Source organism: Ruegeria sp. (genome assembly GCF_040830605.1).
Classification (GTDB): Bacteria; Pseudomonadota; Alphaproteobacteria; order Rhodobacterales; family Rhodobacteraceae; genus Ruegeria.
Genome location: NZ_JBFOMD010000013.1, coordinates 89,229 through 105,132, shown reverse-complemented (window position 1 = coordinate 105,132; position 15,904 = coordinate 89,229). Strand labels below are relative to the sequence as shown.

Genomic DNA, 15,904 nt, shown 5'->3' with positions numbered 1-15,904 from the left:
TTTTGTATTCCCTAACTCGCAACTGCGTTCGACGCCGAGGCTGCCTGTATGAGGTTTTCCGTCGTCAGTTCGGTGCCCATCAGCTCCTGAACGATCTGTCCCTGACTGAAAACGATGGCGCGATGGCAAATGGCAGCGACTTCTTCAAAGTCGGTCGAGACCACGATGATGCCCACGCCGTCTTCCATTGCCCGGTTCAGCAACGCATAGATTTCGGCCTTGGCGCCGACATCCACGCCGGCGGTCGGGTCTTCGCAGATCAATAATTTGCGCTTGGTTTCTAGCCACCGTCCAATCACGACCTTCTGCTGATTTCCGCCGGAAAGGCTTTCAATGGCCATGCTTTGGTCATTCGGCGACAACGCGACGTCCGCCCCTATGCGAGCCGCGTTCTCTGTCTCCGAGCGGTGGCTCATGAAGGACAAAAGCGTCCGTCCGACGGCGGCCGGATTCAAAAACGTGTTTTCCCTGATGGTCAGCGACATTGCCACCGACTCTTCGGTTCTGTCCCGCGCGACCAATCCGATGCCAGACGCCATAGCCGCTTGCGATGAGGTCAGATCCAGGGTTTCACCATGAAGGGCGATTTGACCGTCGAACACTTCTGCGCCGAATAATGCACGCGAAACGTGTTCATGGCCCGCTCCGCGCAGGCCCACCAGACCGACAATCTCATTGGACTTCAGCTGGAAACTCACGTTTTGCGCAGCCTCCATGGTCAGATCCGATACCTGAAGAATGGTTTCTCCCGGGGGGGTATCTGGTTTGATTACCTGACGGGTTTTGCGCCCAACGATCATGTACACAAGCTCTTCGGGCGTCGTGTGATCAATGCTGCGCAGCCCGACAAGTTCTCCATCGCGCAAAACAGCGACGCGGTCCGCGATCTGAAAGATCTCGTCCAACCGGTGCGACACATAGATCATGCCCACGCCTTGCTCTTTCAGCGGGCGCAGAGCCTCGAACAAACGCTCGACCTCATCGGCCGGCAGCGACGCCGTGGGTTCATCCAGAACCAGATAGTCACAATCGACCGCCAGAGCACGTGCAATAGCCACAAGAGATTTTTCGGTACGCGACAGATCTTGAACACGAGTGGTGGGATCGAAGTCACAGCCGACTTTATCCAACGCCCGTTGCGCGAATTCATCCACTGTCTGCCAGTTGATTAATCCGTTCTTTCGCGAATACCCCAGCGCCAAAGCAATGTTCTCGGCCACGGTCATCCATTCGATCATCCCCAGATCCTGGTGAATGAACGCCACAGACTGACGCTCCCCGAAACCGCCCGGGCGATGCTCGTAGGGGTGACCGTCGATCAGAACCCGGCCTTCGTCCGCCTTGTGGATACCGCCAAGTATCTTGATGAGAGTGGATTTCCCCGCCCCGTTTTCGCCCAGCAAAGCTACGATTTCACCGCGTTCAATGTTCAAAGATACATCACGCAGGGCATAGGTGCCTCCGAAATGCTTCTTTACCCCGTCAAAGAACAGATTGTTTTGTGCAATGCCGGGCACTGCGGCCTCCTCCCAGATCGCGGCAACTCTGCTGCACCTCAACGACGTATTGAGTTACCCGTAACGTTACGTTAGCATTCTCGCAGGCTACTCAGATGTCAACAAAAAAGAGTTACCCGTAACGTAAATGAGCAGAGATTCTGAAAAACCAAGTAAGAACAGCAAGATAAGCTTGGCTGAGGTGGCCAAGGCTGCGGGTGTTTCCAAGATGACCGCAAGCCGTGTCTTGCGGGATGAAGGCGGATTTTCGGAAAAGACACGTGCCAAGGTCATGGCCGAGGTCGATCGCCTGGGGTACCTGCCGAATCGCCTGGCGACCGTGTTTGCAGGCGACAAAAAGTCGACATTTGTCGGCGTCAGCATTCCGGAATTGGGGAACGAAATTTTTGCCCAGGTTCTTGAGGGGATTGACCGCAAGTTAGGGGCGTTCGGCCACCAGACCGTTCTGGGCCTGACCGAGCACGAAATCGATCACGAAGAAAAATGGATCGAAACAGTTCTGTCCTGGCAGCCGGCCGGATTGATCGTCACCGGGCGCTCACACAGCCCCAAAGCCATTCAGATGCTACGCGGTGCAGGCATCCCTTTGGTGGAGATCTGGGACTTCAACTCCAGCCCGCTGGATATGTGTGTCGGTTTGAACCACTTTGACAGCGGTTACAGCATGGGGCGCTATCTAGCTGGTATGGAGTATCGAAAGTTTGGGTATGTCGGCACTTCGCATGACGTTGCCAACGCGGCGACCGCGCGGCTGAACGGCTTCTCCAAGGCAATCGAAGATGCAAATGGCAGGCTTGAAAAGCAGCTTCTGCTTAAGGACACCCCGGGTTTCTATACCGGTTTCTATGGAACCGAGCAGCTTTTGGCGGCCCACCGCGATATCGAGGTCATTTTCTATCAAAACGACAACATGGCCGTAGGCGGTCTGCAATACGCGCAAAAAATCGGTCTCAATGTGCCGGGCGATGTCGGTATTGCAGGGTGGGGTGACTTGCCGATTGCAGCTATTCAGCCATATCGATTGACTTCAATCGCAGTACCTCATCTAAAAATCGGACAAATCGCAGCTGAAATGGTTTTGGCGCAAATTAATGGAGAGCCCGTGAAGTCCGCTAAGGACGTAGGGTTTAGGCTCATTCCAGGCAGCACGGTCAAGGAACCCACAGCTGGAGCGTAATGGCTTTCTAGCTCATAGCTCATAGCTGGCAACGGGGTCTGATCACCGGACTGACACCGTCATGGGATGCCAGCACGAGTCTTCAGGTTAAACGCAGCATCATGGTATGCCTTTGGCATGAATTCCCCGCTTCAATAACTGGAGGAAACGATCCTCAATGCGGCTCGAAGACGTGCTACTTCTGCGTATGGCTCCCAAAGGTCGGTGAAACTGAGGATGATCGAACGGCAGGAAGACAAGCCGATCCTCCAGATAGGGCGCCGTCGTTGCCTTCGGCATTGTGGTGATCAAGTCGGTCTCGGCAACAATCTCAAGCACGGAACGAATTGAATCGGTTTCACAACCTATCTGCATCGAACGGACACCGGATGCAGTCATCGCTGCTTCGGTTTGCTGTCGGAGCAGGCTACCCCGAGAGTGTGCAAGCCAGACCTGTGATTCTAGATCGGAAGCCATGATCCGCTCGCGAGATGCCAGAGAGTGGCCGGCGCGGCACATGACCCCAACACCATCATCGATCAGTTCTTCGAACTCCAACCCGTCTACGGGCTCGGCCAGGCTTTTCGGTCCGAAGACCAGATCGACCTGACCCCGTTTCAGCAAGGCCCGAAGCTCATGCACTAGCCCCGTGCGTATCTCGACGCTGCAATTTGGATTGGCCTTGATGAATTCCGTCAGGGCATCACTGAGGAATCTGCCGGACACGATGGGCGGGGCGCCAATACGCAGTTCTCCCACTGACCCTTTTGCGGTTTGTGCGGCGAGGATGCCGGCCTGCTCTTCGGCTAGTCGGATCGCCAGGCCATTGCGGGCCAATCTCAGGCCCAGAGCGTTTGGAATGGAGCGGCGCCCTTCCCTTTGAAAAAGAGGTGTGCCCAGCCGGGTTTCCAGAGCCTTCATGTTCCGGCTGAGCGCTGGTTGTGTCGTACCCAACCGATTGGCGGCGGATTGGAACGAGCCCGCCTCGACGATGACCGACAATTGAGCCAGGTGCTTGGGATCAAGTTTCATGTCTAATTGTTATGTATAGACCCGAGACTTTGATTATTCCATATCAATTAAACCTGGTAGTTTCCCGGTAACGACAGTGGGAGGACAACATGTTTCATTTCAGATCGCTGGGCCATAAGGTTCTGTCTGCAACGCTTGCCTTGGCTTTGCCCGGCACCGGGTCTGCCGAGATTTTCAAGGGCGAGACCGCCGGGGTCGGTGATCCGGTTCACACCATGTTCGTGGCATTCGCCAACCAGGCAGGCAAAAGCGATGTCGAAATTCAGGTCAACGCTGGACAAACACTGACCAAATCGATGCTAAGAGGCGCCAAGGGCGAAATCGACTTCTTCTCGACGGTGCCCTCGCTGGTGAATCTGATGGCCGGTCAGAAGCGAATGTACGAGAAGGTTGAAGGCGCCCCGGAACTGGCCAAGAACCTCCGGGCCATCCTAGGCTTCAAGGCCGGAGCCTACCACCCGGTGACGCTGGCCGGGTCCGGCATCGAAGCATGGGAAGACATCAAAGGCAAAACCGTGTTCACCGGCCCGCCCGCCGGTTCGGCCTCGGCCACCTCAGAAGCCTTAATCAAGATCATTACTGGTTATGTGGCGGGCGAAGACTATACTGCCGTGCGCCTCAGCTGGGGGGAGGGCTATGCCGCCCTGGCCGATGGCAAGATCGACATGATGGTTCGCCCTGCAGAAATTGGCTCGGCCAATATCGAACGGTTTGGCCTGTCGGGCGAGTTCCGGGTTCTGTCGATCCCTGACGACAAGATTGCGAATGACGAAATGAAAGCCCTGTTTGGTCGGCCTGGGCGCGGTATGCTCCAGTTCGACGGCGGTCTTTACAAAGGTCAACTGACCGGAGGTCAGATCACAGCCTTGGGCTTCACCCAGTTTGTTGGCACCCATGCCGGCGTCTCAGATGATGTGGTCTACAACGCCACTAAAGCGTTCTGGGAAAACCTTGACGAAGTTCATGCCACAGCGTTCTTCCTGAAGGATGTGACAAAAGATAGCGCCTTCACCTCCGTGAACGTACCGCTGCATCCTGGTGCCGTGCGCTACTATGACGAAGCGGGTTTTACGATCCCGGACGCGTTGCGCCCCTGATCCTGCTTGACAGGCTGGGCGGCTTGGGTTGCCCGGCGACGCCCTGAAAACTGCTGAAAGAAACTCGCCATGACGGATGCGGCCTCCACTGCCAGCGTCACGACCCGACTGTTTGCTCTGGCTGCGGCGCTTGCCTGTCTTACGCTGGGTCTGATCACTCTCTACAGTTCGGGCGTTGGCCTGATCGACCCGAAACTCCACCGGGCCGCCGGTTTTGCGCTGGCCCTGATCGTCGCAGTGGCCGTGTCACAGAAACGCTGGGCTCATCGCGGCCGCTCAACACCGCTGCATCTCGTCATAGATGCCGCCCTGATTCTGACCGGGCTGTGGTCGATCTGGTCGTTTCACTTCGTTCAAACCGAAATGGAAACCGCCCTTTACGACGTGACAACCAAGGATGCCTGGCCCGCGCTGGCCGGTCTGGTTGTCTTCCTTGAACTCTGCCGCCGTTTGTGGGGATGGGGGCTTTTCGGGGTCGGCACATTCGGAGTCATCTATCTTCTTTTTGGCCAGGATTTGCCGGGCATCATGGCTCATTCCGGTTTTTCGTTGAAAGAGGTCGCCGAGGCTCTTTGGTATAACACCAACAAGGGCGTGTTCGGTTCGATCACCAATATCGTGCTCAGCACGGTCTTCATCTTCATCATCTTCGGTGTGCTGCTTGAAGGCACCGGGGCGGGCGACACCCTGCTGAAATTCGCCTTCCTAGCCACCCGCCGCACCCGGGGCGGTCCGGCCCACGCCGCCATTCTGGCTTCGTCGATGTTCGGCACCATGTCGGGGTCTACCGTAGCCAATATCGTCGGCACTGGCACCTTCACTATCCCGATGATCAAGAAACGCGGCTTCTCTCCCACTTTCGCGGCCGGGATCGAAGCGACGGCGTCGTCCGGTGGTCAGATCATGCCCCCAATTATGGGGGCAGCTGCCCTGGTGATGGCCGACCTAACTGGGGTTGGCTATCTCAGCATTATCATCGCAGCCCTGTTCCCGGCGCTGTTTTACTATTTCAGCCTATTTTCAGCCGTCACGGTCGAGGCCCGCAGACAAGGCATCGATGTTCAGGAAATGACGGTCGATGATCAAATCACCCGCACCGACATGATCAACTCGGTGCTGTTCGCCGGGCCGATCCTTGTGGTGATTGGGTCGCTTCTTGCCGGGCTTTCCACATCTGCCGCCGGCTTCTATGCGGTTGTCGTTCTTCTGGTGCTTTCGGTCATCAACCCCGAGGTCCGGGGTGATCCGGTCCGGGTTTGGAAATCCTTCCTCAAGGGCGCCGAATCCGGGGCCACCCTTCTTATTGCCATTGCTGCCATCGGCATCCTCGTCGGCTCACTGGATTCCACTGGGTTGGGCCTGAAACTGGCCAATGTCATCGCGTCGATCCGAGGTGAGAGCCTGTTCTCAGCCCTTCTTGTCGCCATGGCCGGTGCATTGATCCTTGGCATGGGGATGCCGACGCTGCCGGCGTATCTCATCATCATCCTGGTGATGGGCCCGGCGATTCAGGAATTGGGCGTCTCGATGCTGACCGCACATATGTTCGTCTTCTACTATGGTGTGGCCTCATCGCTGACCCCACCCGTCGCTATTGCGGCCTATGCTGCGGCGCCAATCGCCCGGGCCAACCCCTTGATGACCGCATTCATGTCGTTCCGACTGGGAATGGCGAAATTCATCATTCCCTTCATCTTTGCCTTCTACCCCACAATCCTGATCGTTGAAGAGTTCGCCCTGCTGCCGTTTCTCTGGATTGTGGCCCGAACGTGTTTTTGCATCTGGCTGTTTTCTTCGGCCTTGTCGGGGTTTGACCGGCGTAAATTGTCAGTGCCCGAGATCGTGATCAGGTTTGCAACCGCGTTTGCCTGCCTTGCAATCGATCCGGTTTTCCATCTGCCCGCCGTCGGACTTGGCTTCGCCCTGATTGCGTTCGATATACATGCGGGCCGGTCCGCGGCAGCGACTTCCGAGGCAACGCGATGACGAAACGACCGAACTTTCTCTTCATCATTACCGACCAACATCGTGCCGATCACCTGGGCTGCTACGGCAACACGGTGGTGCAAACGCCCAATATCGACCGGATTGCAGCGGGCGGCACACGGTGGAACCGCTTCTATGTCGCTAACCCAATCTGCATGCCCAACCGGGCCTCGATCATGACCGGGCGAATGAGCTCGGTCCACGGGGCCCGTCACAACGGTATCCCGTTGTCCAAGGATCACACCACCTTCGTCGACTTGCTGCGGGACGCTGGTTACAACACCGGATTGATCGGCAAATCCCACCTGCAGAGCTTTACCGGTTTACCTGCAACAAATCGGTTTGAGGCCAGGGAAGGCTTGTCCTCGCCGTCCGCTCACCTTCGGGATGCGTATAAGAACAATCGGCACTCATCGGAGTATGACCTGGAGGTTGCCCCCAATTGGGTCACACCTCTGGCCGAACGCCTGGATGGAGATTTCTATGGGTTCGATCATGTCGAAGTGGCCGCCGACCATGGGGATCAGGCATCCGGCGACTACCTTTTGTGGGCCCGCAACCAACACCCCGGCTTTGATACCCTGACCGGCCCCGAGAACGCCCTGCCCGACAATTGGATCGACGCCCCCCAGGCGTGGAGAACGGCCGTCCCCGAAGAGCTTTATTCAACCTCCTGGATCGCCGAAAGATCGGAAGCTTGGCTCACCAATCAGGTCGAACAAGACAATCCGTTCTTCCTGCAGATGTCGTTCCCGGACCCGCATCACCCATTCACGCCCCCCGGGCGCTACTGGGACATGTATGATCCCGCTGACATAACGTTGCCCGCATCGTTCGGCCAAAGCGATCTGCCGCCCATCAAGGCGATGAGGGAGGCGTTGGAGAAGGGATCAGATCCACGGGATAATCAGAACCCATTTGCCGTAACCGAAGACGAGGCCCGGGCCATCATCGCCTTGACCTACGGCATGATCAGCATGATCGACGACGCCATCGGCCGCGTTTTGAAACGTCTGGAAACGCTGGGCCTTGCGGACGACACCGTGGTCATTTTCACCACGGATCACGGTGATTACATGGGCGATCATGGCCTGATGCTGAAGCTGTTGCTGCACTATCAGGGGATCATCCGGGTGCCGTTTATCTGGAACGATCCTGCGGCGCCGACCCATGGCAAAGTGGATCGGGGCTTGGGCTCCTCCATCGACATCTCTGCCACCATCCTCGCCCGGGCCGGAATTCAGTCCTTTAACGGCATTCAGGGCCGCGATTTACTCTCATCCGAACCACCAGAGGCCATCATCGTGGAAGAAGATAGCCAACGCAAAATGATCGGTTTCGACCGCCCTCAAAGAGTGCGGACGGTCGTAACCGAACGATATCGGATGTCGCTGCGGGAGGGGGAAGACTGGAATGAGCTGTATGATCTGGAGAACGACCCGGATGAGACAGAAAACCTGTATGGAGATCCTTCTTTCGAGTTTGCTCGGCACTCGGTCACCGAGACCATGCTACGGCGAATGATTGATCTACAAGACCGTGCGCCCTTGCCAGCTTATCGAGCATAGCACATCGTTTGTCGTGTCTATCGAAGGCGAATGCGGGTAAAACAAGCGAATGAAACTGTGGGGGGTCGGGCCAGCAACCAGACGTTCGCCGCTTCGCGAGCAATGTGCATTTCAGGCTCGTTATGGTCATGCGGTTCTACAGCGACCCGCGTTTTCGTGACATTCTGAGACTTGAATCAGGCCCACCTTGATTTCAGCTTTGTGGCATGATTCATCAGTCAAAAAAAAAGAGCGGTGTTACGTCTGACCTTTTCTGGCTGACCGATGCGCAGATGGCACGTCTGGAAACCTTACTCTGCCAAGTCCCACGGCAAGCCACGCGCCGATGGTCGACGCGTCCCAAGTGGCATTATATATTAAATCGCAACGGGTTACGCTGGCGGGATACGCCAAGGGAATATGGCCCTCACAAGACACTCCACAATCGCTGGACGCGATGGAGTGACGGGGCATCTTCGTCCAGATCTTGGTGAGCTTACACTGGGCGATCATCTCCTATCTTGTGGCGTCGAGTGCTGGCTTATAGATAAAACGCACATGAAGGCGGATGTGGCAGGCATGGCCCGGCTAGACCTGTCCCCAGATAGCGTTATTGGCGCGCTCCAGTCAGAGTGTGGTTTTCACGTGTGATGTCGCGATGACGGGCTTTGGAGCGTTTGTCCCAAGGCCCTTATGATTCCAAGCGAAGCCCCCACAACGAATATCTCCCGTCGAAAGGGCATCGAGGAAAAAACCCGACGGCGGATTTTGCAAAAGCGAGCCTTGCGGGTGACGATATGGCCAGCGGGTGGTTCATGAAAAACGCCAACAGACCCGCAAATACTGATGAACCCGACAGCGAAACTCCCTGGCTTGCCACCGAGGCAATGGCGCCACACAAGGGCCCTGGTGCGCTCATGTTAGCTACATCAAGCCGCCTTGGCCCTACATCACCCCAGCTCCGCGCCACGACATTTATACTGCGAACGACATTGTGCCCGTGTTGCGAGATCGAACAGAGATCGACAACCCGCATCCGGTCTACAACGCTTTCGCTTCAAACCATATCGCCAAGAGCTTTTCCACGATCATGTGCGTGGAAAAGTGATCCCGGTCTACATAGGATTGATTAAACAATGCGATGATCAGATGGAGCGCTTTTTCCGGTATCTTGAAGACGCAGGGCAAGACAAAGACGCGATGATCATCTTCACATCCGATCATGGAGACTATCTTGGTGATCACTGGCTGGGCGAGAAGGACCTGTTTCATACCCCGGCCGTCAAGGTTCCGTTGATCATCCATGACCCGCGAGAGTCAACAGGCGGAACCCGTGGGGTGGTGTGCCGGAATCTGGTGGAAGCTATCGACGTTACCGCAACAATCACCCACGCTGCGGGGTGCGAGTTGCCCTCACATATCGTGGAAGGTCGCTCTTTAATGCCGTACTTAGAAAACCGGGAGCATCTCGAACCGCAGAGCCACGCTATCAGTGAGTACGACTGTTCCAACCATCCAGCCAGGGCAGGGCTGAAGGTTGCCCCTAGGACGCCTGGATGTTCATGGTAGCCACCCATGACGAGAAACTCGTTCACTGTGAAGGCGGATTGCCCCCGATGCTCTTTGACATAAGGAATGATCCCAATGAGTTGGTTGATCTTGGCATAAGCCCAGAACACTCTGATATCAGGGCCGATATGTAAGCATTGCTGCATGATTGGTCGCCAAGGATGTCGCAGCGAGTGACCATTTCGGACGTAGAGATCGCAAGAAAACGCAAGGAGGCGGCCAGAACGGCGTTGTTCTGGGCCTTTGCGAGGACACTGGCGCCCCTCGCGCATAACGGTGAAATAATGCGGGAAGGTATCTGCAAGGAAGAAGTCCTGATACGTGGCGCTACAGCCCTGTCAATGCAGTTTCCATTCTTGAGATGGCGTCTTTCAACATTGGCAACAACTCGTCACGTCGCTCATCCGTCAGATCGTTTCTCGGAAGGGCCAAGGCAATACAGCCTGCGGGATCTGTCGCATCCTGAAAAAACGGCATGGCGACACTAGCGACATCTGTTTCGAAGGAGTTGCGAGTTTGGGAATAGCCCTGTCTCTTGAACGCGACCATCAGCCTCTGGAGTTCGGGTTTAGACGTCACTGTTGCATCTGTGATCTTTTCGCGCTTTAGCTTCAGAAGCTTGTTGGCAGTTTCAGAACTGGCAAATGCAAGAAACGCCAAGCCGGATGCCGTCGCATGATAGTACAGTATTTGTGACGGGATAATGTTAATGACATTACCGCGCTTTGGAAGCCGATGCGCGATCGTCGTCATGCCCTGCGCGCCCGGGATGCTTACATGCGCAGTTTCGTTTGCCTGCTCAACCAACCAATTGGAAACCTCCTGTGCCGCCCGCACGATGGGAACCGTTGCCTCGCGTATCCTGGCGAGACGCAGAAACCCGTGGCCAAGCCGGTATTTGCGCGTATCGGCTGCCTGTTCAATGAAGCCGTGTTTTGCCAAGGCGACAAGCAGACGGCGCGTCGCGGCCTTGTCCAACCCTGCCATCCTGGACAACTCACTCAGGCCTATTTCGGTGTTCTCCAGTGAGAACTGGTCTAGGACAGATAGAGCTTTATCGACGGTTTTCATTCACTGTGCCAGTAATTTAAGTATTAAAAGCAGTGTAACATAAACACCTGTGTTGTCTATAATGTACCACCAGAGCCTTCAGCCTCCTTTGGTGCGCGATAGATTTCAACCAGCCTGCATGTTGAAGCACTTTTTTCACCGCCCTTCAGCATCGCCCAATTCAACTAGGAAGCATCCACCAAGGCATCAGTTCTGTTGCGCCTCAGGTCCGGCCTTTGATGGCTCAATCTGGTCGCAGCGACATAACAGACAGGTCAGGCGATACTTCAAAATCGGCCAACGTCGCGGCGCGGATGGTCTCAATGTCAGTTCCCGGCGCATGCTCAAGCAGCACCAGCCCTGCTGGCGTCGGCCTGAACACAGCCAACTCGGTAACGACCAGATCGACGGAACGTGTCGACGTTAGTGGAAGTGAGCAGTTTTGTACGACTTTCGACTGACCACGATTGGCGTGCTGCATTGCGACCACGACTTTCTTCGCGCCAGTCGCAAGGTCCATTGCGCCGCGCATCCCGGGCGTCAGTTTTCCCGGGATCACCCAATTTGCAAGATGCCCTTTCGCATCGACCTCCAATCCCCCCAAAACTGTCATGTCTATATGACCTCCTCTGATAAGCCCGAAACTCATTGCGCTGTCTATTGCCGCAGCGCCGGGCACTGCGGTGACAAATCCTCCTCCTGCGTCGGTCAGATCGGGGTCTTCCATGCCTTCCGGAGGTCGGGCGCCCAAACCAATGACTCCGTTCTCAGACTGAAAGAACACACCAAGATCCGGTGAGACATAGTTTGCCACCAAGCTCGGAAGGCCGATCCCGAGATTAACCAGGGTCGCCGGTTCGATTTCCTTCGCCACACGACGGGCTATGCTCTCTTTTGCGTCCATCACAGCGCCCTCTCGATCAGATGATCCACCAACGCCGCCGGTGTGCGAACGGAATCCGGCGGGATCATTCCGACAGGAACAATATGCTCCGGCTCCGCAATCACGGTATCTCCTGCCATCGCCATGATCGGATTAAAGTTTTGGGCTGTTAGTGCATATTCCAGATTACCCGCATAGTCGGACTGACGGGCGGCAATCAGGGCAAAATCCGCCTTGATCGGTTTTTCGATAAGATATGAGACACCGTCGATTTCCAAGGTGTCTTTGCCTTCGGCTACCGGCGTCCCGATACCGGTTGGCGTGATCACCGCGCCCAGGCCGACGCCGGCCGCACGAATACACTCGACCAACGTGCCCTGTGGCACAAGATCAACTTTCAAATCTCCTGCGTTCATCTTTGCCTGGGTTTCTGGGTTCAGACCAATATGAGACGCAATCACATGCGCGAGACACCCCGCCGACACCAGATTGCCGATCCCCTTACCCGGCATCGCGGTGTCGTTGGCCACAAGAGTCAGGTTCCTTTTTTCGCTTGCCACCAAGGCATCGATCAATCGGTTCGGGGAACCCACGCCCATAAAACCACCGACCATGATGGTCGACCCATCCGGAATGAGTTCGACTGCCTTGTAAGGCGTTACCGACCGTTTCATCGCAGGCATAGCAACCTCGCAGTCAATTGGGCTGGCGGCGAGGAAGGGAGAATGCCTCGCCGCCAGAGGCGCGCGTCAACGATCAAACAGGACCGGTGTTTCGCGCTTGTAGATACCGTTTTCAGGCTCGTGTCCGATCAAGCGGCGCGCCTGGGCATGACCCGAAAAGACAGCGGCTTGAATAATTCCAGGCGCGAGGCAGTCGCCAATTCCGGTGACGTGATCACCCAGGCCCGGGAGTCGCTTCAGTTCGGCAAGCAATGAATCTTGCGGGCGCCTTGCACCTACGGCGATCAGGTGCTTACCCGAAATCGCGGGCAATATTTGCCCGGTATCAGATCTGGTGACCTCAAGCGCCGCCCCAGTCCACCGGCCAACCGTTGTGTTGGGGTACATGTGAACCCCGAGTTCGACCATTTCATCAAGCACACGCGGGCTTTCTAATGTGTACCCCATCCATTCCGCAATCGACGGAAGCGGGCATATCAGATGGACCTCGTGCCCTCTGGCCGCCAAGTGCCCGGCAAGCACATTGCCCATGTAATAATGGTCATCGTCATAAATGACGATTGGGCCGTCGAACTCCGCCCCTGCCATTACGTCATCGGGGGTTACCGCGTTTTCCGCAAAACCTTCGATCGGGCGGAATGTCGTTGCGCCAGCTCCGTCGTTGCGCCACTTGGCGCCTGTCGCCACTACGATATTGTCCGCTTCAAAGTCGGCGACATCATTCGCGTCAATCTCGCTTTCTACGTAGAGCGAGACATTGCCCATCTGCCGCAACTGATACAGCCGATAGTCCTTGACCCTGCCCCAAGCCGACAACCCCTTGAGGCCGGATTCCCTTAAAACGCGCCCCCCGAACTCCGAGGCGCGCTCGGCCACAGTGACCTCATGACCGGCCCTTGCAAGCGTCAGCGCACACTCAAGCCCCGCGGGACCGGAGCCGATGATCAGCGTTTTCTCCTTTTGAGGTGCCTGAGGAATGATTTCAGGGTGCCATCCGCGTCGCCATTCCTGACTGATTGTCGGGTTCTGCGTACACATCAGCGGCACAGAATAAGCATCGGCAGAGACGCACACATTGCAGCCTATGCATTCGCGGATGTCGTCAATCCGACCTTCCTTGATCTTGTTGGGCAGGAATGGGTCGGCGATGGAGGGGCGCGACGCGCCGATCAGGTCGAAAACACCCTTTTTGACAAGGCTGGCCATGGCATCTGCCGATGTGTAGCGCCCGACTCCAACGACCGGTTTTGTGGTCACCTGCTTGACATAAGAGGTGTATTTTTCCTGATGGCCCTCATCGTCAAACCTCGAGGTGCCGCTGTCACGCGGCCAACTGGCGACGTTTACGTCCCAAAGATCGGGTATCTCGGCGAGGCTCTCGATCACCGCCCGGGCCTCGTTGTCGTAGGTGAGCGGACTGCCAGACTTGAAATCGTGCGCCGGTATCCGCACCGCGACGGCAACGTCACCCGCGGCCGCTTCCATTGTGTCTTCCAAGACCTCGCGCATCAAGCGCAAACGGTTCTCAAACGAGCCGCCATATTCATCCGCCCGTTGGTTGTACATCGGGTTCAGGAAGTGCCAGACCAGTGCCGCATCATGTGCCGCGTAGACATAGACGATGTCATAGCCCGCCTCTTTGGCCCGATACACCGCGCGCCTATGACTGTCGCGGAACGCCCTGATGTCCTCTTTGTCCATCGCCTTGGACTGAATCGGGTTTTGCGGTTTCAAGATCCGCATGGACGATGGCCCGAGAACAGGGGTCCCGGTGTCCATATTGCGCGCCCGAATTCCCGTGTGGGCCAGTTCGACCGCAGTTATCGCACCGTGTTTCTTTACCCGCTCGACCATCAGCGCGTGGGATTTGATATCTGTGTCATCCCAGAACCGCTCCATCGGCAGGTTGGAGATATCCGAGGTCGGGTCGATCTCTGCCACCTGCATCGAGATTACGCCCCACCCGCCTTCGGCCTTCATTTCCCGCATCCCAATAGAGCCGTTTGGCATCAAGGGACTGTGCCCCGTGGCGTGCGGGACCGAGTAAAAACGGTTCGGCGCCGTTACCGGCCCGATCTGAACCGGTTCAAAAAGGATGTCATAGCGCGGGTCACGCTTGTGGGCACCGCCGTCCATCCTACGTTCCTCCTGACTTGATCGTACCGTCAGCAACCCAGCCGTCGAAGATTTCCAGCGCTTTATCGACAAACGGACGATCATTGATATGGCAGTCGAGCTCGGTAAACAGGATCGGGTCCGTCATCTGCACACGCATCTCGTCGCAGAATTCGGCAAAGGCGTCGGGATCGTGGGCCTCCTGTCCCTCGCGATCCCATTCCTCGATCCCCTGATTGGTCAGGATCACATGGGCGGGGGTGTCGGACGACTTGATGCGTTTCGCCATCTCGCGCGCGGTTTCGCGGCGCTCTTCAGCGTTCAGCCCGGACGATTTTATCAACCGGTTATGAGCATGGAACGGGCGATCCTGATACTGGGCCGGGATTTCCTGCCAACCAGCGAAGTCGATCAAATCGAGGCAACCGGGCGCAATGATTTGCGGAATGCCGGCGCGACCTGCATTGAGCATCCGATCGTCACCTCCGTTGATGACGGACCCGGCCAGGAGGTTACCAAGCTCCGGCAGCGCAAAATCCATCACACAGGCAAAGCCACCGTCGCGCGCAATGCTTTCATAGGCCATCCCGCCCATGCCCGTGGCGTGGAAAATCGCAACTTCGAAACCTCTGCTCTCCAGTTCGGGCTTCAGGGCTTTCATGTATTTCAGACAGGAAGACCCAAGCGAGGTCATTCCGACCGTCGGTCGTTCTTTGCTGGGCGGTTCAACCGCGCGGGCGGCTCCCAGAACGGCACCAGCGGCCTGGCTCAGGGATGACTTGCAGACGGAGTTCAGGCCATAAAGCCCGCCCGCCCAAAGGATCATCTGGATATCCGCCGACAGTCGTTGCGGCTCGATCAGGGGAGAAAAGGACACGGTCGATACGACATATTTCGGAACCCCGAGCGGCAGTGCCTGACAGATATCCAGGGCAGCATCGGTTCCCATGGTCCCCCCGAGGATCACCACGCCGTCGAACAGACCGTCATCGAGGAGTTTGCGAGCCAGGGTGCTGGCCCCCTTGGCCATGATCTGCATCGCGGTGTTTTCATCGCCACTGTCAATGGCGGCCTGGATCGAGCTGCCACCAGCCTCAGCCACATCGTGTTTGGAATAATTGGTTGGCCTTTCCGGATCGCCCAGAACCGAAATGTCCATGCTGAGCGCGCTACCACCTATCGCTCGGATCCGTTCGACCATATAGTCGAGTTCGTCGTTTTTGGTGTCGTAGGTGCCCACGACCAGAATTGTCTTTTCGGACATTTGTT

The 15,904-nt window shown here is 56.6% G+C and carries 13 protein-coding genes; 6 read left to right on the top strand and 7 right to left on the bottom strand.

Annotation, left to right across the window (positions count from 1 at the left end; genetic code table 11):
* Window positions 1–11: 11 nt before the first annotated feature.
* A complete protein-coding gene (locus tag AB3N21_RS18190; RefSeq protein WP_367936550.1) occupies window positions 12–1,517 on the bottom strand; it encodes a sugar ABC transporter ATP-binding protein in 1,506 nt (501 codons plus the stop codon).
* A 127-nt stretch (window positions 1,518–1,644) separates the two neighbouring features.
* Between AB3N21_RS18190 and AB3N21_RS18185 the strand changes: the two genes are divergently transcribed.
* On the top strand, window positions 1,645–2,694 hold the full coding sequence (locus AB3N21_RS18185; protein ID WP_367936549.1) for a LacI family DNA-binding transcriptional regulator: 1,050 nt from the start codon (window positions 1,645–1,647) through the stop codon (window positions 2,692–2,694).
* Window positions 2,695–2,793: 99 nt separating this feature from the next.
* Here the strand turns inward: AB3N21_RS18185 and AB3N21_RS18180 are convergent, their stop codons facing one another.
* Window positions 2,794–3,705, bottom strand: coding sequence for a LysR family transcriptional regulator (locus AB3N21_RS18180; RefSeq protein ID WP_367936548.1), 912 nt, complete (start codon window positions 3,703–3,705; stop codon window positions 2,794–2,796).
* A gap of 146 nt (window positions 3,706–3,851) precedes the next feature.
* Between AB3N21_RS18180 and AB3N21_RS18175 the strand changes: the two genes are divergently transcribed.
* From AB3N21_RS18175 to AB3N21_RS18155, 5 genes are all read left to right on the top strand, one after another.
* On the top strand, window positions 3,852–4,802 hold the full coding sequence (locus AB3N21_RS18175; RefSeq protein ID WP_367936547.1) for a TAXI family TRAP transporter solute-binding subunit: 951 nt from the start codon (window positions 3,852–3,854) through the stop codon (window positions 4,800–4,802).
* Window positions 4,803–4,871: 69 nt separating this feature from the next.
* Window positions 4,872–6,788: a TRAP transporter permease gene (locus AB3N21_RS18170; RefSeq protein ID WP_367936546.1), complete on the top strand. Its 1,917-nt coding sequence runs from the start codon at window positions 4,872–4,874 to the stop codon at window positions 6,786–6,788.
* Window positions 6,785–8,356 carry a sulfatase gene (locus AB3N21_RS18165; protein ID WP_367936545.1) on the top strand — a complete coding sequence of 524 codons (1,572 nt, stop codon included), beginning with the start codon at window positions 6,785–6,787 and terminating at the stop codon, window positions 8,354–8,356. The genes AB3N21_RS18170 and AB3N21_RS18165 overlap by 4 nt, the downstream gene beginning before the upstream one ends.
* A 206-nt stretch (window positions 8,357–8,562) precedes the next feature.
* Window positions 8,563–8,829, top strand: coding sequence for a transposase (locus tag AB3N21_RS18160; RefSeq protein ID WP_367936544.1), 267 nt, complete (start codon window positions 8,563–8,565; stop codon window positions 8,827–8,829).
* 598 nt (window positions 8,830–9,427) lie between these two features.
* Window positions 9,428–9,904 carry a sulfatase-like hydrolase/transferase gene (locus tag AB3N21_RS18155; protein ID WP_367936543.1) on the top strand — a complete coding sequence of 159 codons (477 nt, stop codon included), beginning with the start codon at window positions 9,428–9,430 and terminating at the stop codon, window positions 9,902–9,904.
* Between the two features lie 327 nt (window positions 9,905–10,231).
* Here the strand turns inward: AB3N21_RS18155 and AB3N21_RS18150 are convergent, their stop codons facing one another.
* The 5 genes from AB3N21_RS18150 to AB3N21_RS18130 all read right to left on the bottom strand — a co-directional run bounded on the left by AB3N21_RS18150 (window position 10,232) and on the right by AB3N21_RS18130 (window position 15,899).
* Window positions 10,232–10,975, bottom strand: coding sequence for an IclR family transcriptional regulator (locus tag AB3N21_RS18150; RefSeq protein ID WP_367936542.1), 744 nt, complete (start codon window positions 10,973–10,975; stop codon window positions 10,232–10,234).
* Between the two features lie 223 nt (window positions 10,976–11,198).
* A complete protein-coding gene (locus tag AB3N21_RS18145; protein ID WP_367936541.1) occupies window positions 11,199–11,858 on the bottom strand; it encodes a 3-oxoacid CoA-transferase subunit B in 660 nt (219 codons plus the stop codon).
* Window positions 11,858–12,511, bottom strand: coding sequence for a CoA transferase subunit A (locus AB3N21_RS18140; protein WP_367936540.1), 654 nt, complete (start codon window positions 12,509–12,511; stop codon window positions 11,858–11,860). Before AB3N21_RS18140 ends, AB3N21_RS18145 begins: the two co-directional genes overlap by 1 nt.
* A 75-nt stretch (window positions 12,512–12,586) precedes the next feature.
* Window positions 12,587–14,656: an FAD-dependent oxidoreductase gene (locus AB3N21_RS18135; RefSeq protein ID WP_367936539.1), complete on the bottom strand. Its 2,070-nt coding sequence runs from the start codon at window positions 14,654–14,656 to the stop codon at window positions 12,587–12,589.
* 1 nt (window position 14,657) lies between these two features.
* Window positions 14,658–15,899 carry a Tm-1-like ATP-binding domain-containing protein gene (locus tag AB3N21_RS18130; protein ID WP_367936538.1) on the bottom strand — a complete coding sequence of 414 codons (1,242 nt, stop codon included), beginning with the start codon at window positions 15,897–15,899 and terminating at the stop codon, window positions 14,658–14,660.
* Between the last annotated feature and the right edge of the window lie 5 nt (window positions 15,900–15,904).